Below are 18,056 nucleotides of genomic sequence, written 5' to 3' on the forward strand. Positions count from 1 at the left end.
CCAGCTTCCAGCTTCCAGCTTCCAGCTTCCAGCTTCCAGCTTCCAGCTTCCAGCTCGTTAGCGCACCTTGACGACCAGCTTACCTACGGCCTTGCGCTGACCCAGCGTATTGATCGCTTCAGCGGCCTGTTCGAGGGCGAAAGTCTGTGATACCAGCGGTTTGAGTTTGCCTTCGGCATGCCAGGCGAATAGCTGCTTGAAGTTGGCGGCGTTATCGTGCGGCTGACGTTGCGCAAAGGCGCCCCAGAACACACCCACCAGCGAAGCACCCTTGAGCAGTGGCAAATTCGCTGGCAGCGAAGGGATGTCGCCAGCAGCGAAACCGACCACCAGCATGCGCCCGTTCCAGGCAATGCTGCGGAACGCCTCTTCGAACAGCTGGCCGCCCACCGGATCGTAGATCACGTCAACGCCCTGGCCGTCCGTGAGTTCCTTTAGGCGTTCCTTGACGCTCGTTTCGGTGTAATTGATCAGCTCGTCAGCGCCTGCGTTTTTCGCGACGGCTAGCTTCTCCGCAGTGGAGGCTGCGGCAATTACCTTGGCACCCATAGCCTTGCCGATTTCCACTGCCGCCAGCCCAACGCCGCCGGACGCGCCAAGTACCAATAGGGTTTCGCCGGGTTGCAGGTTGGCGCGCTGCTTCAATGCATGCATCGAAGTGCCGTAAGTCATGCTGAATGCGGCGGCGGTTTCGAAATCCATCTCCTGAGGAATCGGCATTACGTTATGCCCCGGCACGATGACCTGTTCGGCGAAGCTGCCCCAGCCAGTCAGGCCCATCACCCGGTCGCCAACCTTGAGGTGGGTAATTTTCTCGCCGACCGCGGCAACCACGCCAGCAGCCTCGCCGCCCGGCGAGAATGGGAAAGGCGGCTTGAATTGATACTTGCCTTCGATCATTAGCGTGTCTGGAAAGTTGACGCCGGCAGCATGCACATCGAGCAGTACGTCGCCCTTCTTGATTTGCGGGCTATCGACTTCTTCGATGACGAGTTTTTCGGCCGGGCCGAATTCTTTGCACAGGACAGCTTTCATCAGGTTTCCTTTTGTCGTTATCAAGGGAATGAGGCCGTGGCCGCTTTATCCGTCAGTCTAGAAGGCTACCCACCCGGCGCAACGAGCATGGTCTGTCCTGATGGCAATACATAAGGCCGGGCTTGGGTCCGTGCCTGGCACTGGTTATGCTGATCGCTGTTTATCCTGGAGTTGCCCCGTGACACGCATTCTTTTCTTTTGTCTGGCTATTGGCATGACGCTGCCGGCCTTGGCCGAAACATCCGAAGCCGACGCGGCGGCGGCGAAGACCATCTATTTCGCGCTGGTACCCGCGCTTGTTGGTAATTACGGTTCGGATGGCCGGCTGAAGTACTACAAGGCGGATATCGCGCTACGCGTTAGCGGCAGCGAGGCGGAGGCGAAGGTCAAACATCACGAACCCTTGATTCGCAATCAACTGGTGTCGCTGTTTTCACAGCAGACGGACGCCAGCCTGGGTACTGTCGAGGCCAAGGAAGCGCTTCGGCAGGAAGCGCTCAAGCAGGTGCAGACAGTGCTCATCCAAGAAGAAGGCGAGCCCCTGGTGGACGACCTGCTATTCAATAATCTGATTATCCAATAGCACGGCGGCGCAGCGGCAAGTCCGGCTAAGTCCGGCTAAGTCATCGCATGGCCAGAATGGCGTGCCACTCGCTTTCGCTAACCGGCATTACAGAGAGTCGGCTGCCTTTCTGCGCCAGCGGCAGTTGCGCCAGGGCCGGCTCCAGCTTGAGCTGCGGTAGCGCCAGCGTGGAGGAGAAGCGCTCGACGAAGCCTACGTCGACCGCACTCCAGGGGTTTTTCGTTTCGCTGGCCTTGGCGTCGAAATAAGGACTGTTGGGTTCGAGTGCGGTGGGGTCCGGATAGGCGGCTCGCGTGATCCTGCCGATTCCGGCGATGCCTGGCGTCGCACAGCTGGAGTGATAGAAGAAGAACGGGTCCCCTTCTGCCATTGAGCGCAAAAAGTTGCGGGCCTGGTAATTGCGCACGCCGTCCCAGCGTCCCGTGCCGAGTTGCTGCAGGTTCTGGATGGAAAATTCGTCGGGTTCGGATTTCATCAGCCAGTACGGCATGCTCTTTGCTCATTGTTATTGCTTGAAAGGGTTCTCGAATGCAAATTCCCCGACAACCGGTCATGACGCTCGTTTGCGCTGTACCGAGGCATGGCGGAGAATGCCGCGCTTGAGGTTGGCATTGTCGAGTCTGGAAAACGAAAACGATACGGACTCGACATTAAACTGTTCGCCTTGCAGGGGGAGGCGAAATTATGAAACGCAAGCCTGATATTCTTTGGGTCCTGGTGCTGATTTTTGGTCTCGGCGTAGTAACCACGGGCTATACCCAGGGGTTATGGGAGCGTTCGAGTGATGTCTCGTCGATGGTTCCGATCAGTCACTCGCAACAGCTTCAGCGCTGACCAGCTAAAGCCGCATGGATGCGGCCGCCACACCGCCTCTCATTCTCCCGCCTCACTTCCCATACCAGTCCCGATCCGTCACCGTAGCTTGCAGGCTCACGTCCCAGGTTGCCAGCGGCAGACGATCAACCTTCTGACATTCATGGGCGAGCCCCAAAAGGGTCGGTTTGTGACCTTTTTTGCGCCTGCTGCGGTACGCCAGGCTGCGATCGTAAAAACCCCCGCCCATACCCAGGCGACCGCCGTATTCGTCAAATCCCACCAGTGGCATTAGCACCAAGTCGAGCGTCCAGATCGGTCGCTGCCGCGCGGAGCGAAAGACCGGCTCGGCGATACCGAAGCGGTTCAGCTTCAATTGCTCGTTCGGCATGATTCGCTGGAACACCATCCGCGTACGTGGCCAAGCGTTGAGTACCGGCAAATAGGTTGCCTTGCCGCGTCGTTGCGCTTCCAGCAGCAAAGGACGCGGGTCTATTTCGCCATCATTGGGTAGGTATAGGGCAATGTGCCTGGCGCGGCGAAACAGCGGATGCTGAGCCAGCTGTCGATAAAGTGCTTTCGCCGCTTGGTGTTGCTGGGTAGGAGAGAGGTGGCGGCGAGCTTGCCGCAACTGACGCCGCAGCACCGGGCGAGAAAGGCCCTCGGCTACGATCATTGAATCAGGCTCCCCAGCATGCCGCTGCCCGCGTAGGCCCTTGAACCCGAGAGTTCAAGGTGGCGACTACAGAGTACCTTAAGGCTTTCCGTCAGGCGGACATGCACACCGGCACTACGTGTAGCCTCCATGGTATTGCTTATCGGGAGAGGGTCATCGCCGACTGGCGAACATGCCAGGGAGTGGGCGGGATTATAACGCAATCTGCCTGCCGTTCATCAGTTGCCAGAAGAGTTTGGATCAGTGGCCAGGGCGCTGTCGACCCGCTCCAGCAAGCTGCGCACGTGCGCACGGGCACTGTTGGCCTCGGCGTCCAGGCGATCATGCTTGTGCAGCAGTTCGTGCGTGATATTGAGCGCGGCCATTACCGCGACGCGGTCGGCGCCGATGACTTTTCCGCTACTACGAATCTCGCGCATCTTGCGATCCAGGTAATGCGCGGCGCCCTCAAGGTTGCTGCGTTCTTCGGGTGGGCAGGAAATGCAATATTCCTTGTCCATGATGTGCACGGTAACGGTGTTCGGCTGGGTCATGAGTCCTGCTCCAGGGCTTTCAGGCGCGAAATCATTGATTCGACCTTCACCCGTGCCATTTCGTTCTTTTCAATCAGATGAGCGCGCTCCTCACGCCATGCCTGCTCGCTGTGAAGCAGCAAGCGATTCTGCGCCTTGAGTTGCTCGATGCGCTGAATCAGCTCTTCCAGCTTGGCGGTCAGCAATTGCAGGTCGGCGTCTTCCATGGGATTCCCGGTAAGTGGCGCGAGCGTTAGGTGATCCGGCTTCGATGGTTTGGCTCGTGCGCCGATGCTAGGATACAAGGCCTTCATTCTAGACATTAGCGCCTCCGTGCGCCTAGCTGCCAATGCCCATTCAGAACTCGCCGTATGCTGCTTTCGCCACATTGCTGGCCAGCAGTGCCCAACCCGTCACACCCGCCGAGCTTCACGGCCTTTTGCTTGGACGCAGTTGCGCGGGCGCCGGTTTCGATGCCGAACCCTGGTTGGTCGATGCCGCCGAGCTGCTCGGCGCCGCCCCAGAGGAATCGGTTCGGCAGGCGCTTGTCGGCCTGCAGGAGATGGTCAAAGGCGAACTCGCCGGCGACGATATCGCCATTGTATTGCTGTTGCCCTCCGACGATGCACCGCTGACCGAGCGCGCGCTCGCTCTGGGCCAGTGGTGCCAGAGTTTCCTCACCGGCTTCGGTCTGGTCGCCGGTGATCGCGCGCTGAGCAGCGAGGCGATGGAAGTGTTGCAGGACCTGGCCGCGATCGCGCAGATACAGGACGCTCTGGACGAGTCCGAGGACGGCGAAAGCGATTACATGGAGGTCATGGAATACCTGCGTGTCGCACCATTGCTGCTGTTCACCGAGTGCACCAAGCCGGTACCGCCGACACCCAAGCCCTCCCTGCATTGAGGACCCGTCTGCCCATGAGCCGCATTCCGAAATCTGAATACGCCCGTCGACGCAAGGCGCTGATGGCGGAGATGGAGCCCAACAGCATCGCGATTCTGCCGGCGGCGCCGATGTACATCCGCAACCGCGATGTCGAGCACATCTACCGCCAGGACAGTGATTTCCAGTACCTCTCCGGTTTCCCCGAGCCCGAAGCGGTGATTGCGCTGATTCCCGGCCGCGAGCACGGCGAATATGTGCTGTTCTGCCGTGAACGCGATCCGGCCCGCGAGCTGTGGGATGGGCTGCGAGCGGGCCAGGACGGCGCCATCACGGAATACGGCGCTGACGATGCCTTCCCCATCGGGGATATCGACGACATTCTTCCCGGTCTGATCGAGGGGCGCTCACGCGTTTACTACGCCATCGGCAGTAACCAGGAGTTCGATCACCGGTTGATGGAGTGGATCAACACCATCCGTTCCAAGGCCCGTCAGGGCGCCCAGCCACCGAACGAGTTCGTTGCCCTCGATCACCTGTTGCACGACCTGCGCTTGTACAAATCGGCCAACGAAGTGAAGGTGATGAAGCATGCGGCGGAAATCTCCGCCCGCGCTCATATTCGCGCCATGCAGGCCAGCCGTACCGGGCTGTACGAATATCATTTGGAGGCGGAGCTGGATTACGAATTCCGCAAGGGCGGCGCGAAGATGCCGGCGTACGGCTCGATCGTCGCGGCTGGCCGGAATGCCTGCATTCTGCATTACCGCGAGAACGACGCGCCGCTCAAGGATGGCGATCTGGTCCTGATCGACGCTGGTTGCGAGATCGATTGCTATGCCAGCGATATCACTCGGACATTCCCGGTCAACGGCCGCTTCTCGCCCGAGCAGAAAGCCATCTACGAATTGGTGCTCAAGGCCAACGAAGAAGCCTTCAAGCATATCGCGCCGGGCAAACACTGGAACGAAGCGCACGAAGCGACGGTGCAGGTCATCACGACCGGGCTCGTCGAGTTGGGCCTGCTCAAGGGCGATGTTGCCGAGCTCATTGCTGCAGACGCGTACAAACCGTTCTATATGCATCGTGCCGGTCACTGGCTGGGCATGGATGTACATGACGTCGGCGATTACAAGGTCGGTGGCGAATGGCGGGTGCTCGAGCCCGGTATGGCGATGACCGTCGAGCCGGGCATCTATATCGCTGTCGACAACCAGGACGTGGCGAAGAAATGGCGCGGCATCGGTGTGCGCATCGAGGATGATGTAGTGGTGACCAGGAGCGGCTGTGAAATCCTTACATGCGGCGTGCCCAAAGCGGTCAGTGATATCGAGGCATTGATGGCAGCCGCCCACGAGGTGGCCTGAGCCATGAGCACGCTGTCGATCATCGGTGGCGGGTTGGTCGGCGCCAGTCTGGCGCTGGCTCTGCAGAAGGGTGCCAAGGAGCACGGCTGGACTATCGAACTGATCGAGCCGTTCGAACCGGGCAATGCATACCAGCCAAGCTACGATGCGCGCTCTACAGCACTATCCTACGGCACCCGGCTGATTTATCAGCGATTGGGCGTCTGGGAGCAAATTGCTCAGCGCGCCGAGCCCATCACCCATATTCATGTTTCCGACCGCGGCCGCGTGGGCGCGACCCGGCTCGACGCCAAAACCGAGCAGGTGCCGGCATTGGGGTATGTGGTGGAGAACGCCTGGATCGGCCATTGCCTGTGGCAGGCACTGGATGATGAGGTCGTGGTTCGGCATTGCCCCGCCGAGGTCGAACGTATGCGGCCGTTGGCAGGCGGTTATCAGCTGACCCTGACCGATGGCCATCAGCTCGACTGCGAGCTTGCGGTGCTAGCCGATGGCGGTCGATCCGCGTTGCGCGAGCAACTTGGCATAGAGATCAAGCGCACCCCCTATGATCAGTCGGCGCTGATCGCCAACGTGACGCCGGGTAAACCCCATGGCGGCCAGGCCTTCGAGCGCTTCACCGACGATGGGCCGATGGCGCTGCTGCCGCTGCAGGACAATCGCTGCGCATTGGTCTGGACGCGCCCGGCGCAGGACGCGGCGCGCCTAGTCGCGCTCCCCGAATCTGAATTTCTTGACGAGCTGCAGCAGGCTTTCGGCTATCGTCTCGGTGGGTTCCAGCAGGTTGGGGCGCGGCATCTTTATCCGCTGATGCTGATCGAGGCCGACGAGCAGGTTCGCTCCGGTCTGGTCGTGCTCGGCAATGCCGCCCACAGTTTGCACCCTATCGCCGGGCAAGGTTACAACCTGTCGCTGCGAGACACTGAGGCGCTTGCCGCGATGCTGTTGAGCAATTCGACCCGGCTGGGCGATCTGAGCGTGTTGCAGAGTTACCACAGGCGCCAGCGTTCGGATCAACGGCTCACAGTGGGCTTTTCCGATCAGCTGACCCAGCTGTTCGGTGATTCGGGGCGTCTGGCCATTGCCGGGCGTAATCTCGGTCTGCTTGCGCTGGATCTATTGCCGCCCGCGAAGAAATGGTTTGCACGGCAGGCGATGGGGTTGGGTACGCGCGAGCGCTGAGCTTGCGAATCCTGGCATGCAGCATGCGTAATGTTCAGCACGTTTGGTCGCGCGGATAAGCAAGACCCTCTACATCCGCCGCAAGCCGCAGGCCCGGCAAGCAGGAGAGAAGTGATGCAAGCGGACCTCATCATTGTTGGCGCCGGAATGGTCGGTAGCACGCTGGCACTGGCGCTGGAGAATTCCGGGCTGACTATCAAGCTGATCGACGCCGGCCCGTTGGAAAGCCAGGCCTTTGCGCTCGCCGATCCGTTCGAACCGCGCGTCAGTGCGCTGTCCGCCGCGAGCCAGCGGATTCTCGAGCGCGTCGGTGCTTGGTCGGGCATCGTCGATCGTCGGGCTAGTCCTTACACCGATATGCACGTATGGGACGGCTCCGGTACCGGGCATGTTCATTTCTCTGCGGCGTCGGTGCATGCGGAGGTGCTTGGCCACATCGTCGAGAATCGTGTGGTCCAGGACGCCCTGCTGGACGCTTTGAAAGCTCGTGACGTGGTCGAATTGATTGCCGGTACCCGCCTCGAACACCTGCGCGAGGATGAAAGCGGCTGGACCCTGACGTTGGCCGATGGACAGGAGCTGAGTACTCGTTTGCTGATTGCGGCCGACGGCGCCAATTCCATGGTGCGCCATCTGGCTGGCTGCGAAACCCGCGAATGGGATTACCTGCATCACGCCATCGTGACCAGTGTGCGTTGCGCCGAGCCAAATCAGCAGACGGCCTGGCAACGCTTTACCGATGACGGCCCGCTGGCGTTCCTACCGTTGCAGCGCGAAGGCGATGACCATTGGTGTTCGATCGTCTGGTCGGTCACCGAGGACGAGGCGCAGCGCCTGATGGCATTGAATGATGTCGCGTTTCGCCAAGCGCTTGGGCGGGCCTTCGAATACCGTCTGGGCGAGGTGCTGGAAGCCGATCCGCGCCTATCCATCCCGTTGCGTCAGCGGCATGCCAAGCGCTATGTGAAGTCGGGCCTGGCATTGATCGGCGATGCCGCACACACCATTCATCCATTGGCAGGGCAGGGCGTAAATCTCGGGTTGTTGGACGCTGCGGTACTCGCCGAAGTCCTGCTCGCGGCGTCCGCTCGCGGTGCGCAACTCGGCGATCCACGTGTGCTCGGGCGCTTCGAGCGTCGGAGGATGCCGCATAACCTGGCCATGATGGCCGCAATGGAAGGTTTCGAGCGCTTGTTCCAAGCCGATCCGCTGCCGCTGCGCTGGTTGCGCAACGCCGGCCTGAAGGGTGTGCAGGCGCTACCCGAAGCGAAGGCGATGTTCGTGCGGCAGGCGTTGGGATTGAGCGGTGATCTACCGGATCTGGCGCGGCTCTGACAGCGGATCAGCAGGTAGTCATCGTAGTCGACGATAATGCCGCGTTGAGAAACTAAATGACATTCACTACTATTTGGCCTCTTTCACGAATTTATAAGAGGCTGATCCATGCAGGCAAGCAAAGGTTTACTCGCCGCTCTGGCGCTCACCGCGCTGTCGAGCGCTGTACAAGCTGCCGATGAAGTGGTGGTCTATTCCTCCCGGATCGACGAGCTGATCAAGCCCGTTTTCGATGCCTACACGGCCAAGACGGGCGTGAACGTGAAGTTCATTACCGACAAGGAAGCGCCGCTGATGGCCCGTATCAAGGCTGAAGGCGAAAACACCCCAGCGGATCTGCTACTGACGGTGGATGGCGGCAACCTCTGGCAGGCCGAGGAAATGGGCATTCTGCAGCCGATGAATTCCCAGGTAGTGAAAGACAACATTCCCGCTCAGTACCGCTCTTCCACCGACGCCTGGACCGGCTTGTCGTTGCGCGCGCGGACCATCGTCTACTCCCCCGAGCGCGTCGAGCAAGGCGAGCTGAGTACTTACGAAGCATTGGCCGACAAGAACTGGGAAGGCCGCCTGTGCCTGCGTACCAGCAAGAAGGTCTACAATCAGTCGCTGACCGCCACCCTGATCGAAACCCACGGCGCCGAGAAAACCGAGGAGATCATCAAGGGGTGGGTGAACAACCTGGCTACCGACGTCTTTGCCGACGACAACGCCGTGATTCAGGCGGTCGACGCGGGGCAGTGCGATGTAGGCATCGTCAATAGCTACTATTTCGGACGCCTGCATGCACAGGATCCGGATCTGAAAGCCAAGCTATTCTGGCCGAACCAGGAAGACCGTGGCGTTCACGTCAATCTCTCCGGTATCGGTCTGACCAAGCATGCGCCGCACCCCGAAGCCGCGCAGAAACTGGTCGAGTGGATGACGACTGCGGAGGCGCAGAGCATCTTCGCCGACTCCAATATGGAGTTTCCGGCAAATCCGGATGTGAATCCGTCTGCCGAAGTGGCTGCATGGGGCGACTTCAAGGCTGACACCATTCCGGTAGAGGTTGCCGGTGAACGGCAGGCCGAGGCGATCATGCTGATGGATCGCGCGGGCTGGAGGTAAGGCAGCCACAAGCTTGAAGCCATGAGCCTGGCAGGCAACAGCGAATCGCTGCAAGCTTGCTTCCAGCTTCCAGCTTCCAGCTTCCAGCTTCCAGCTTCCAGCTTCCAGCTTCCAGTACCGATATACTCGACGCCCCCGCTTGCCGGGGGCGTTGTTTTTCTGCTTCCGAGGTCTGCGTGTCCCACCCCGTCGAGCGCCGCTGGTATCCCATCACTTTCGCAGTCGCCGCGCTGGTACTGCTGCCGCTGAGCGTCCTGTTGTTCAGCTGGAACGACATCGATACCAGTATCTGGTCGCACCTCTGGGAAACCCAGATGCCGCGTTTGCTGAGCAATACGCTGACGCTGGTGCTGGGTGTCGGCGTCGGCGTGATCGTACTGGGAGTCAGCTTGGCCTGGCTGACCGCCCTGTGTGAATTTCCAGGGCGGCGCTGGTTGGATTGGGCGTTGATGCTGCCCTTCGCAATTCCGGCGTATGTGCTGGCGTTCGTCTTCATCGGTCTGCTGGATTTTGCCGGCCCGGTGCAGACGTTGGCGCGGGAGTGGTTCGGCAGCGGGATTCGTTTTCCGCGGGTCCGCTCTACGGGCGGCGTGATCGTCGTTCTGGTGTTGGTGTTCTACCCCTACGTCTATCTGCTCGCACGCTCGGCATTCATTGCTCAGGGCAAGGGGTTGATGGAAGCGGCGCGAGTTCTCGGCCAGTCGCCGTGGAAGGCGTTCTGGAGCGTGGCGCTGCCGATGGCGAGACCGGCCATCGGTGCCGGCCTGGCGCTGGCGTTGATGGAGACGCTGGCCGACTTCGGTGCCGTCGCGGTATTCAATTTCGATACCTTTACCACCGCAATCTACAAGACCTGGTACGGCTTCTTCAGCCTGACCAGCGCGACTCAGCTGGCCAGCCTGTTGTTGCTGGCGGTGATGCTGGTGCTTTATGGCGAGCGGCGCGCGCGCGGTGCAGCCAGGCCCGCCAATGACCGGGCGCGATCGGCTGCGCTCTATCGACTGCGCGGTTTCAAAGCCGTTGCTGCCAGCAGCTGGTGTGGTCTGGTATTACTCTGCGCCTTCGTTATTCCGATGTTGCAGCTGCTGGTCTGGCTTTGGCAACGCGGACGCTTCGATCTTGATGAGCGCTATGCCGGACTTATTTTGCACACGCTCTACCTGGGCGGGATCGCTGCATTGATCACGGTCGCGGTCGCACTGCTGCTGGCCTTTGCTCGGCGACAGGCGCCGGTACGCTCGGTGAAGACGGCAGTGGGGCTGGCGAATCTTGGTTATGCGTTGCCGGGGTCGGTGCTGGCAGTGTCGATCATGCTTGCGTTCAGCTATCTCGATCGGGAGTTGGTCATTCCGTTCTCAGGTTGGATCGGCGGTGCCGGCAAGCCGATCCTCCTGGGTAGTCTCGGTGCGTTGCTGCTGGCCTATCTGATTCGCTTCATGGCGGTGGCGTTCGGGCCGCTGGAAAGCGCTCTGGCGCGAATTCGTCCGTCGTTGCCGCAGGCGTCACGCAGTCTCGGCGTTGGCGGGCCTGCGCTGTTCTTCCGGGTCTATCTGCCGCTGCTGTTGCCCGGCACGCTGAGTGCCGCCTTGCTGGTATTCGTCGATGTGCTGAAGGAAATGCCAGCAACGCTGCTGATGCGGCCGTTCGGCTGGGACACGCTGTCGGTACGAATCTTCGAGATGACCAGCGAGGGCGAATGGGCGCGTGCAGCGCTGCCAGCGTTGACGCTGGTGCTGGTCGGGCTGTTGCCGGTGATCCTGCTGATCCGACGCTCAGCCCGGCGGATCGGTTGACCGCCCACTCCATCGCCTCACCGTGACCTGTCACAACCTTGGGGCTACAATGCGCGCCATTCAAAAATCGTCGGGCCTATTTGCCCGGCTCTAATAAGCTTCACCCACGCCGCTTCGGCGACCTGCCCGGAAGGAGAAACCCATGGGTCAGCGTACTCCCCTCTATGATCAGCACCTCGCACTCGGCGCCAAGATGGTTGATTTCGGCGGCTGGGACATGCCGCTGCATTACGGCTCTCAGGTAGAAGAACATCATCAGGTGCGACGTGATTGTGGGGTTTTCGACGTCTCCCACATGACCGTCGTCGACATCGCTGGCACTGACGCCCAGGCCTATCTCCAGCGCCTGCTCGCCAATGACGTGAGCCGCCTTGGGCAGGTGGGTAAAGCGCTTTACACCGCCATGCTCAACGAGCGCGGTGGGGTGATCGATGATCTCATCGTCTATCTGACCGACTGGGGTTATCGCCTGGTAGTCAATGCCAGCACCCGCGACAAGGATCTGGCCTGGATGCAGACGCAGGCCGAAGGTTTTTCCGTCGAGGTCAAGGAACGGCCTGAGCTGGCAATGCTCGCCATCCAGGGACCGCAAGCACGAGCCAGAACGGCGGAGCTGGTTGCTCAGTCCAGGGCTGAGCTGATTCAAGAACTCAAGCCGTTCCAGGGCAGGGCCGCCGGTGACTGGTTCATCGGCCGTACCGGCTATACCGGCGAGGATGGGCTGGAAATCATCCTCCCGGCTGATCAGGCACAGGACTTTCTCAGCGAATTGGTCGGTGCCGGCATTTCGCCGATCGGGCTGGGCGCGCGCGATACCCTGCGCTTGGAAGCCGGGCTGAACTTGTATGGCCAGGACATGACCGAAGAGGTTTCGCCGTTGCAGGCGAACATGGGTTGGACCGTTGCCTGGGAGCCGGCTGACCGTGACTTCATCGGTCGCGCCGCGCTGGAAGCGGAGAAGGCCAAAAGTGATCTGCCGAAACTGGTCGGCTTGGTGCTGGAAGAGCGCGGTGTACTTCGCGCACATCAGGTGGTTCGCGTTAACGGTGCTGGTGAGGGTGAGATCACCAGCGGCAGTTTTTCGCCTACCCTTGGAAAATCCATTGCGCTCGCGCGTGTTCCTGCTGGAGCGGGCGACCGTGCGGAAGTGGAGATTCGCGGTAAATGGTATCCCGTACGTGTGGTGCAGCCGACTTTCGTGCGTCACGGCAAAGTACTGGTGTAAATTCGGCCGACTGCTTCAGCACCGGGCCGCTGAGCCTGCTTAGAGCCGCAAACCGACAGCTTTTTTGAGGACTTACGAATGAGCGACATTCCCAGCGATCTGCGTTACGCCGCCAGCCACGAGTGGGCCCGCCTCGAAGCGGACGGTAGCGTCAGCGTCGGCATTTCCGATCACGCCCAGGAAGCGTTGGGCGACGTGGTTTATGTAGAGTTGCCTGAGATCGGCCAGCAGCTCACCGCCGGCCAGCAGGCGGGTGTAGTGGAGTCGGTGAAAGCCGCTTCGGACATCTACGCACCGATTTCCGGGGAAGTGGTGGCCGTCAATGAGCAACTCTCAGACTCGCCTGAAATGGTCAACGGCGAGCCCTATGGCAGTTGGTTCTTTCGCCTTCAGCCGAGCGACGCCTCGGAACTGGACAAGCTGCTCGATGCGGACGGCTACAAGGCCTCCAGCAACGCCGAAGCCTAAGCGTTTCCTAACAAAGAGCACCGCGTGCCGCGATGCTGTTTCACTTAAGCGCATTTGCCCCAAGCCGGGCCTTCACAAAGCAGCGGGTAATCCCGATCTGTAGGAGGCACGCCCCCGTGGCGAATGCACACCGCGGATCCGCCTGAAAGGCAGAGGCGCGCCTCAGTCTTCGCCGCTTAAGCGAGCAGCATTTACCCGCGACGTCGGGCTTTCCTTTTTTCGAGAGTAGCAGTCATGTCTCAAGTGCCGCGCCTTTCCCAGCTCCAGCAACCCGATGCATTCCTGCGTCGTCATCTCGGCCCCGATGCGGCTGAACAGCAGGCCATGCTAGACGCGCTCGGCCTGTCCAGCCGTGAGCAACTGGTTGAGCAGACCGTGCCGCCGGCGATCCGTCTGCAAGGCGAGCTGTCACTGCCGGCCGCGCTGGATGAGCAGGGCGCGCTGGCGCGACTACGCAGCTACGCCGAACAGAACCAGCTTTGGACCAGCCTGATCGGCATGGGCTATCACGGCACCATCACCCCGCCAGTGATCTTGCGCAACGTGCTGGAAAATCCGGGCTGGTATACCGCCTACACCCCGTATCAGCCTGAAATCGCCCAGGGTCGTTTGGAGGCGCTGCTGAACTTCCAGCAACTGACCATCGACCTGACTGGCCTCGATCTGGCCAACGCATCGTTACTCGACGAGGCGACCGCCGCCGCCGAGGCCATGACCCTGGCCCGGCGTATGGCGAAGAACAAGAGCAACCGTTTTTTCGTCGACGAAAACTGTCATCCACAGACGCTCTCCGTGATGCAGACCCGTGCCGAAGCCTTTGGCTTCGAGCTGGTGGTCGGCGTGATCGAGGATATCGACGGGCAGGATGTCTTCGGTGCGCTGCTGCAATACCCGGATACCCACGGCGAAATCCGCGATCTGCGTCCGGCCATTGAGCAACTGCACGCCAAGCAGGCGTTAGCCTGTGTCGCGGCCGATCTGCTCAGCCTGTTGCTCTTGACTCCGCCGGGTGAACTGGGTGCTGACGTAGTACTGGGTTCGACCCAGCGCTTCGGCGTGCCGATGGGTTACGGTGGCCCGCATGCGGCCTACTTCGCTACGCGTGACGAATTCAAGCGCGCCATGCCGGGCCGCATCATCGGCGTATCCAAGGATGCCCGCGGCAATACCGCGTTGCGCATGGCACTGCAGACCCGCGAGCAGCACATTCGCCGTGAGAAGGCCAACTCCAACATCTGCACCGCGCAGGTGCTGCTGGCCAATATCGCGAGCTGCTATGCCGTATACCACGGCCCCGAGGGGCTCAAGCGCATCGCTCAGCGCACCCATCGGCTGACCTCTATTCTGGCTGGCGCGCTGGAGCAAAACGGTATCCAGCGACTCAACATGCATTTCTTCGACACCCTGACTCTCGAGGTGGGCGGTGCGCAGACGGCGATCCTCGAAAGTGCCCAGGCGGCGCGAATCAACCTGCGCATCCTCGGTCGCGGCAAGCTCGGTGTCAGTCTCGACGAGACTTGCAGTGAGGCAACGGTCGAGCAACTGCTTGCCGTTTTCCTCGGCGCCGATCACAAGCTGGACGTAGCCAAGCTGGATGCCGGCGAGATAGCCAGTGGCATCCCGGCCGGATTGCAGCGCAGCAGCGAATACCTGACGCATCCGGTGTTCAATACTCATCACAGCGAAACCGAGATGCTGCGCTATCTCAAGCAGCTGGAGAACAAGGATCTGGCGCTGAACCAGGCAATGATCCCGCTCGGTTCTTGCACCATGAAGCTCAACGCCACCAGCGAGATGATCCCCATCACCTGGCCGGAATTCGCCAATCTGCACCCATTCGCCCCGCGCGAGCAGGCCCAAGGCTACAAGCTGATGATCGAGGAGTTGGAAGCCTGGCTTTGTACCATCACCGGCTTCGATGCGATCTCGATGCAGCCGAACTCCGGCGCTCAGGGCGAATACGCCGGCCTGGTAGCCATCCGCAAATACCATGAGAGCCGCGGCGAAGGACAGCGGGATATCTGCCTGATCCCTTCTTCGGCGCACGGCACCAACCCGGCTTCGGCGCAGATGGTCAGCATGCGCGTGGTTATCGTCGACTGCGACAAGGCAGGTAACGTCGATCTGGAAGATCTCAAGCGCAAGGCCGCCGAAGCCGGTGACAAGCTTTCCTGTCTGATGATCACTTATCCATCGACCCATGGCGTCTACGAAGAAGGCGTTCGCGAAATATGCGAAGCGATACACGCCCAGGGTGGTCAGGTCTACATGGATGGGGCCAACCTCAATGCCCAGGTCGGCTTGGCGCGGCCCGCTGATATCGGTGCCGACGTTTCGCACATGAATCTGCACAAGACGTTCTGTATTCCTCATGGTGGCGGCGGCCCGGGCATGGGTCCGATCGGCATCAAGGCGCACCTGGCACCTTTCGTTTCCAACCATCCGGTGATCGAGCTGCAGGGGCCGAATCCGCAGAACGGCGCGGTCAGCGCGGCGCCTTGGGGCAGCGCGAGCATCCTGCCGATCAGCTGGATGTACATCGCCATGATGGGGCCGCAGCTGCGCGACGCTACCGAGGTCGCGATCCTCAGCGCGAACTATCTGGCAATGCGTCTGGGTGATGCCTTCCCGGTGCTCTACAGCGGCCGAAACGGGCGCGTGGCGCATGAATGCATCATCGATTTGCGGCCGCTCAAAGCGCAGACCGGCATCACTGAGGAGGATGTGGCCAAGCGCCTCATCGACTATGGTTTCCACGCTCCGACCATGTCCTTTCCGGTGCCCGGCACGTTGATGATCGAACCCACCGAAAGCGAATCGAAAGCTGAGCTGGACCGCTTCGTCGAGGCGATGCTGAGCATTCGGGCGGAGATTGCCAAGGTGCAGGATGGTGGTTGGCCGGCGGAAGACAACCCGCTGGTGCGGGCGCCGCATACGCTGGCCGATGTGACCAACCTCTGGGATCGCCCCTACAGCATCGCCGAAGCCGTCACGCCGAGCGCTCACACTCAGGCGCACAAGTACTGGCCGGCGGTGAACCGGGTCGACAACGTGTTCGGCGATCGCAACCTGTTCTGCGCCTGCGTACCGGTCGAGGAGTATCGGAGTTAAAGCGGAAGACGATAAAAACGCTGGAGAGATTAAAGCGAATGCGGCTTCAGCTTCCTGTGCGGGTCGAATGTAGGGTGGGCCGGGCGGCGTTCCGCTTCAGCCCACCAATGACAAGGCCGGTGCTTTGCCGCGGTGGGCTGAAGCCCACCCTACGGTGCTAACCGCCCGCTTTGCTCAGAAAGGCAGAGCGGGCGGTTTGGTATTTGCCGGCGGGGTCGGTCTTACGACTGTTCGTCGTCGGTTTCGTCAGTGTCTTCGCCAACCATCGCCAGCATTTGCGCCAGTACCAGCTGTGCTTCTTCTACGCCCTGACGTTTCGGTGCCGAAAACAGCTGCACGCTGACGCCATCCCCCCAACCCTTGCGGATGTCCCGCTGGATTGCCAGCAAGGCGTTCTTCGCAGCGCCGAAGGCGAGCTTGTCGGACTTGGTCAGTAGAATATGCAGCGGCATTTCGCTGGCGTTGGACCAATCGAGCATCATTCGATCGAACTCGGTCAGCGGATGACGGATATCCATCATCAGAAACACGCCGGCAAGGCTTTCACGGCTGCTTAGATAAGCTTCCAAATGGCGTTGCCAGTGCTGCTTCAGAGGGATCGGCACTTTGGCATAGCCGTAGCCGGGAAGATCTACCAGACGGTGATGGTCATCGAGGCGGAAGAAGTTGAGCAACTGGGTACGCCCCGGCGTCTTGGAGGTGCGGGCGAGGCTCGCGTGGGTCAGGGTATTCAGCGCGCTGGACTTGCCCGCATTGGAGCGCCCGGCAAAGGCGACTTCCAGGCCCTCGTCTGCCGGACATTGGTCGACCTTGGCGGCGCTGGTCATGAAAGTGGCTTGCTGGCAGAGGCCGAGAATCGGGTTTTTGGGGAGCATGGACGTTCCGGTGAGTGCGCGGGGGTGCGGCAATGGTTCATTTCCGTTTCAAGATCACAAGTATATAATGCCGCAGATTTTGTGTGCGCTTTGCTCTAAAACGAGCTTCGCGCAGCAGTCTCGTCGACGTCAATCTGAAGTCGATCAGCAGATTGCGCGCCCTGTTCGGTATGGGTGCCGCATGCCACTATTAATGAGCATTGTCACGACCCAAGCGGTCGACTTGCCGAATAAGATTTCTTCTTTAAACCCTTAGCCGTAGTTGGATGAGCTGATGAACAAAGTACTCGTGAGTCTGCTGTTGACCCTTGGCATCACCGGTATGGCCCACGCCGCTGGAAATGCCGAAGCCGGTCAGGAGAAGGTTGCAGTCTGTGGCGCATGCCACGGTGCCGATGGCAACAGTGCCGCACCGAACTTCCCCAAACTGGCAGGTCAGGGCGAGCGCTATCTGTTCAAGCAGCTGCAAGACATCAAGGCGGGTAGCAGCCCTACCGCGGAACCTGGTGTCGGCCGCAAGGTGCTTGAAATGACCGGTATCCTCGATCCCTTCAGCGATCAGGACCTCGCCGATATCGCCGCCTACTTCGCCAGTCAGAAGATGACTGTCGGCATGGCCGATCCGGCATTGGTCGCTCAGGGCGAAAAACTGTTCCGCGGTGGCAAGCTCGATCTGGGGATGCCGGCATGTACCGGCTGCCATGCGCCGAATGGCGTCGGCAATGACCTGGCCGGCTTCCCGCAGCTGGGTGGTCAACACGCTGCTTACACGGCCAAGCAGCTGACCAATTTCCGCGAAGGCACCCGCACCAACGATGGCGATGCGATGATTATGCGTACCGTCGCGTCCAAGCTGAGTAACAAAGATATCGAAGCCTTGTCGAGCTACATTCAGGGTCTGCACTGACAGCAACGGCTCTCAGTCGAAAAAGGGCGTTCAGGTCATAACCTGGACGCCCTTTTTCGTTTTTTGCACCGCTAGAATAATTGTCAAGATATTGAAAAGCGGCGAAAAGCGCTGGCGAGCAGGGGTGTTTTGCTGCAGCCTGTGGCGCTATCGGTCAGCCGTTCAAAGCCAAGGGAGTCAC

Annotated in this window: 18 protein-coding genes and 1 other RNA gene; 12 read left to right on the plus strand and 7 right to left on the minus strand. The window is 60.6% G+C overall.

Annotation, left to right across the window (positions count from 1 at the left end; translation table 11 throughout):
- Nucleotides 1-57: 57 nt before the first annotated feature.
- Nucleotides 58-1,035, minus strand: coding sequence for an NADPH:quinone oxidoreductase family protein (locus tag AC2LD7_RS04515; RefSeq protein ID WP_484596662.1), 978 nt, complete (start codon nt 1,033-1,035; stop codon nt 58-60).
- A gap of 214 nt (nt 1,036-1,249) precedes the next feature.
- Here AC2LD7_RS04515 and AC2LD7_RS04520 point away from each other — a divergent pair, with 214 nt between their 5' ends.
- Complete coding sequence (locus AC2LD7_RS04520; RefSeq protein ID WP_484596832.1) at nt 1,250-1,618, plus strand: flagellar basal body-associated protein FliL; 369 nt, start codon at nt 1,250-1,252, stop codon at nt 1,616-1,618.
- A gap of 40 nt (nt 1,619-1,658) precedes the next feature.
- Here AC2LD7_RS04520 and AC2LD7_RS04525 read toward each other — a convergent pair whose 3' ends face one another.
- Nucleotides 1,659-2,108, minus strand: a complete 450-nt coding sequence (locus tag AC2LD7_RS04525; RefSeq protein ID WP_484596663.1) for an EVE domain-containing protein — start codon at nt 2,106-2,108, stop codon at nt 1,659-1,661.
- A gap of 194 nt (nt 2,109-2,302) precedes the next feature.
- Here AC2LD7_RS04525 and AC2LD7_RS04530 point away from each other — a divergent pair, with 194 nt between their 5' ends.
- Nucleotides 2,303-2,452, plus strand: a complete 150-nt coding sequence (locus AC2LD7_RS04530; RefSeq protein WP_484596664.1) for a hypothetical protein — start codon at nt 2,303-2,305, stop codon at nt 2,450-2,452.
- A gap of 52 nt (nt 2,453-2,504) precedes the next feature.
- Here the strand turns inward: AC2LD7_RS04530 and AC2LD7_RS04535 are convergent, their stop codons facing one another.
- The 4 genes from AC2LD7_RS04535 to AC2LD7_RS04550 form a co-directional block, all read right to left on the minus strand.
- Complete coding sequence (locus AC2LD7_RS04535; RefSeq protein WP_484596665.1) at nt 2,505-3,107, minus strand: 5-formyltetrahydrofolate cyclo-ligase; 603 nt, start codon at nt 3,105-3,107, stop codon at nt 2,505-2,507.
- Between the two features lie 6 nt (nt 3,108-3,113).
- Nucleotides 3,114-3,292: non-coding RNA, 6S RNA (gene ssrS, locus AC2LD7_RS04540), on the minus strand.
- Between the two features lie 33 nt (nt 3,293-3,325).
- A complete protein-coding gene (locus AC2LD7_RS04545) occupies nt 3,326-3,640 on the minus strand; it encodes a cell division protein ZapA (RefSeq protein ID WP_484596666.1) in 315 nt (104 codons plus the stop codon).
- Complete coding sequence (locus AC2LD7_RS04550; RefSeq protein ID WP_484596833.1) at nt 3,637-3,846, minus strand: TIGR02449 family protein; 210 nt, start codon at nt 3,844-3,846, stop codon at nt 3,637-3,639. Before AC2LD7_RS04550 ends, AC2LD7_RS04545 begins: the two co-directional genes overlap by 4 nt.
- A 122-nt stretch (nt 3,847-3,968) precedes the next feature.
- Between AC2LD7_RS04550 and AC2LD7_RS04555 the strand changes: the two genes are divergently transcribed.
- The 9 genes from AC2LD7_RS04555 to gcvP all read left to right on the plus strand — a co-directional run bounded on the left by AC2LD7_RS04555 (nt 3,969) and on the right by gcvP (nt 16,093).
- Nucleotides 3,969-4,523 (plus strand): YecA/YgfB family protein, encoded by a 555-nt coding sequence (locus AC2LD7_RS04555; RefSeq protein WP_484596667.1) that lies wholly within the window; start codon nt 3,969-3,971, stop codon nt 4,521-4,523.
- Nucleotides 4,524-4,537: 14 nt separating this feature from the next.
- On the plus strand, nt 4,538-5,869 hold the full coding sequence (pepP, locus tag AC2LD7_RS04560) for a Xaa-Pro aminopeptidase (protein ID WP_484596668.1): 1,332 nt from the start codon (nt 4,538-4,540) through the stop codon (nt 5,867-5,869).
- Nucleotides 5,870-5,872: 3 nt separating this feature from the next.
- Complete coding sequence (ubiH, locus tag AC2LD7_RS04565; RefSeq protein WP_484596669.1) at nt 5,873-7,051, plus strand: 2-octaprenyl-6-methoxyphenyl hydroxylase; 1,179 nt, start codon at nt 5,873-5,875, stop codon at nt 7,049-7,051.
- A gap of 114 nt (nt 7,052-7,165) precedes the next feature.
- Nucleotides 7,166-8,386 carry a 2-octaprenyl-3-methyl-6-methoxy-1,4-benzoquinol hydroxylase gene (locus tag AC2LD7_RS04570; protein WP_484596670.1) on the plus strand — a complete coding sequence of 407 codons (1,221 nt, stop codon included), beginning with the start codon at nt 7,166-7,168 and terminating at the stop codon, nt 8,384-8,386.
- Nucleotides 8,387-8,494: 108 nt separating this feature from the next.
- Nucleotides 8,495-9,496, plus strand: a complete 1,002-nt coding sequence (locus tag AC2LD7_RS04575; protein WP_484596671.1) for an extracellular solute-binding protein — start codon at nt 8,495-8,497, stop codon at nt 9,494-9,496.
- Nucleotides 9,497-9,672: 176 nt separating this feature from the next.
- The gene (locus tag AC2LD7_RS04580; protein WP_484596672.1) at nt 9,673-11,289 is read left to right on the plus strand and encodes an ABC transporter permease; all 1,617 of its coding nucleotides are present in this window, start codon (nt 9,673-9,675) and stop codon (nt 11,287-11,289) included.
- Between the two features lie 142 nt (nt 11,290-11,431).
- The gene (gcvT, locus tag AC2LD7_RS04585) at nt 11,432-12,514 is read left to right on the plus strand and encodes a glycine cleavage system aminomethyltransferase GcvT (RefSeq protein ID WP_484596673.1); all 1,083 of its coding nucleotides are present in this window, start codon (nt 11,432-11,434) and stop codon (nt 12,512-12,514) included.
- A gap of 78 nt (nt 12,515-12,592) precedes the next feature.
- Nucleotides 12,593-12,982 carry a glycine cleavage system protein GcvH gene (gcvH, locus tag AC2LD7_RS04590; RefSeq protein WP_484596674.1) on the plus strand — a complete coding sequence of 130 codons (390 nt, stop codon included), beginning with the start codon at nt 12,593-12,595 and terminating at the stop codon, nt 12,980-12,982.
- A gap of 234 nt (nt 12,983-13,216) precedes the next feature.
- Nucleotides 13,217-16,093 (plus strand): aminomethyl-transferring glycine dehydrogenase, encoded by a 2,877-nt coding sequence (gcvP, locus tag AC2LD7_RS04595; RefSeq protein WP_484596675.1) that lies wholly within the window; start codon nt 13,217-13,219, stop codon nt 16,091-16,093.
- Between the two features lie 221 nt (nt 16,094-16,314).
- Here gcvP and yihA read toward each other — a convergent pair whose 3' ends face one another.
- On the minus strand, nt 16,315-16,968 hold the full coding sequence (gene yihA / locus AC2LD7_RS04600) for a ribosome biogenesis GTP-binding protein YihA/YsxC (protein ID WP_484596676.1): 654 nt from the start codon (nt 16,966-16,968) through the stop codon (nt 16,315-16,317).
- A gap of 274 nt (nt 16,969-17,242) precedes the next feature.
- On the opposite strand from yihA, the gene AC2LD7_RS04605 reads away from it, so the two are divergent.
- Nucleotides 17,243-17,875, plus strand: coding sequence for a c-type cytochrome (locus AC2LD7_RS04605; RefSeq protein ID WP_484596677.1), 633 nt, complete (start codon nt 17,243-17,245; stop codon nt 17,873-17,875).
- Nucleotides 17,876-18,056: the final 181 nt, after the last annotated feature.

The sequence above is a fragment of the Stutzerimonas sp. genome (assembly GCF_982611455.1).

Excerpts from the sequence above, each read along its gene's own strand:
- pepP (WP_484596668.1), top strand. The coding sequence starts at position 4,538 with ATGAGCCGCATTCCGAAATCTGAATACGCCCGTCGACGCAAGGCGCTG.
- AC2LD7_RS04545 (WP_484596666.1), bottom strand. The coding sequence starts at position 3,640 with ATGACCCAGCCGAACACCGTTACCGTGCACATCATGGACAAGGAATAT.
- AC2LD7_RS04570 (WP_484596670.1), top strand. The coding sequence starts at position 7,166 with ATGCAAGCGGACCTCATCATTGTTGGCGCCGGAATGGTCGGTAGCACG.
- AC2LD7_RS04550 (WP_484596833.1), bottom strand. The coding sequence starts at position 3,846 with ATGGAAGACGCCGACCTGCAATTGCTGACCGCCAAGCTGGAAGAGCTG.
- AC2LD7_RS04535 (WP_484596665.1), bottom strand. The coding sequence starts at position 3,107 with ATGATCGTAGCCGAGGGCCTTTCTCGCCCGGTGCTGCGGCGTCAGTTG.
- AC2LD7_RS04520 (WP_484596832.1), top strand. The coding sequence starts at position 1,250 with ATGACGCTGCCGGCCTTGGCCGAAACATCCGAAGCCGACGCGGCGGCG.
- ubiH (WP_484596669.1), top strand. The coding sequence starts at position 5,873 with ATGAGCACGCTGTCGATCATCGGTGGCGGGTTGGTCGGCGCCAGTCTG.
- AC2LD7_RS04575 (WP_484596671.1), top strand. The coding sequence starts at position 8,495 with ATGCAGGCAAGCAAAGGTTTACTCGCCGCTCTGGCGCTCACCGCGCTG.
- gcvT (WP_484596673.1), top strand. The coding sequence starts at position 11,432 with ATGGGTCAGCGTACTCCCCTCTATGATCAGCACCTCGCACTCGGCGCC.
- yihA (WP_484596676.1), bottom strand. The coding sequence starts at position 16,968 with ATGCTCCCCAAAAACCCGATTCTCGGCCTCTGCCAGCAAGCCACTTTC.
- AC2LD7_RS04525 (WP_484596663.1), bottom strand. The coding sequence starts at position 2,108 with ATGCCGTACTGGCTGATGAAATCCGAACCCGACGAATTTTCCATCCAG.
- AC2LD7_RS04605 (WP_484596677.1), top strand. The coding sequence starts at position 17,243 with ATGAACAAAGTACTCGTGAGTCTGCTGTTGACCCTTGGCATCACCGGT.
- gcvP (WP_484596675.1), top strand. The coding sequence starts at position 13,217 with ATGTCTCAAGTGCCGCGCCTTTCCCAGCTCCAGCAACCCGATGCATTC.
- AC2LD7_RS04515 (WP_484596662.1), bottom strand. The coding sequence starts at position 1,035 with ATGAAAGCTGTCCTGTGCAAAGAATTCGGCCCGGCCGAAAAACTCGTC.
- AC2LD7_RS04530 (WP_484596664.1), top strand. The coding sequence starts at position 2,303 with ATGAAACGCAAGCCTGATATTCTTTGGGTCCTGGTGCTGATTTTTGGT.
- gcvH (WP_484596674.1), top strand. The coding sequence starts at position 12,593 with ATGAGCGACATTCCCAGCGATCTGCGTTACGCCGCCAGCCACGAGTGG.
- AC2LD7_RS04555 (WP_484596667.1), top strand. The coding sequence starts at position 3,969 with ATGCCCATTCAGAACTCGCCGTATGCTGCTTTCGCCACATTGCTGGCC.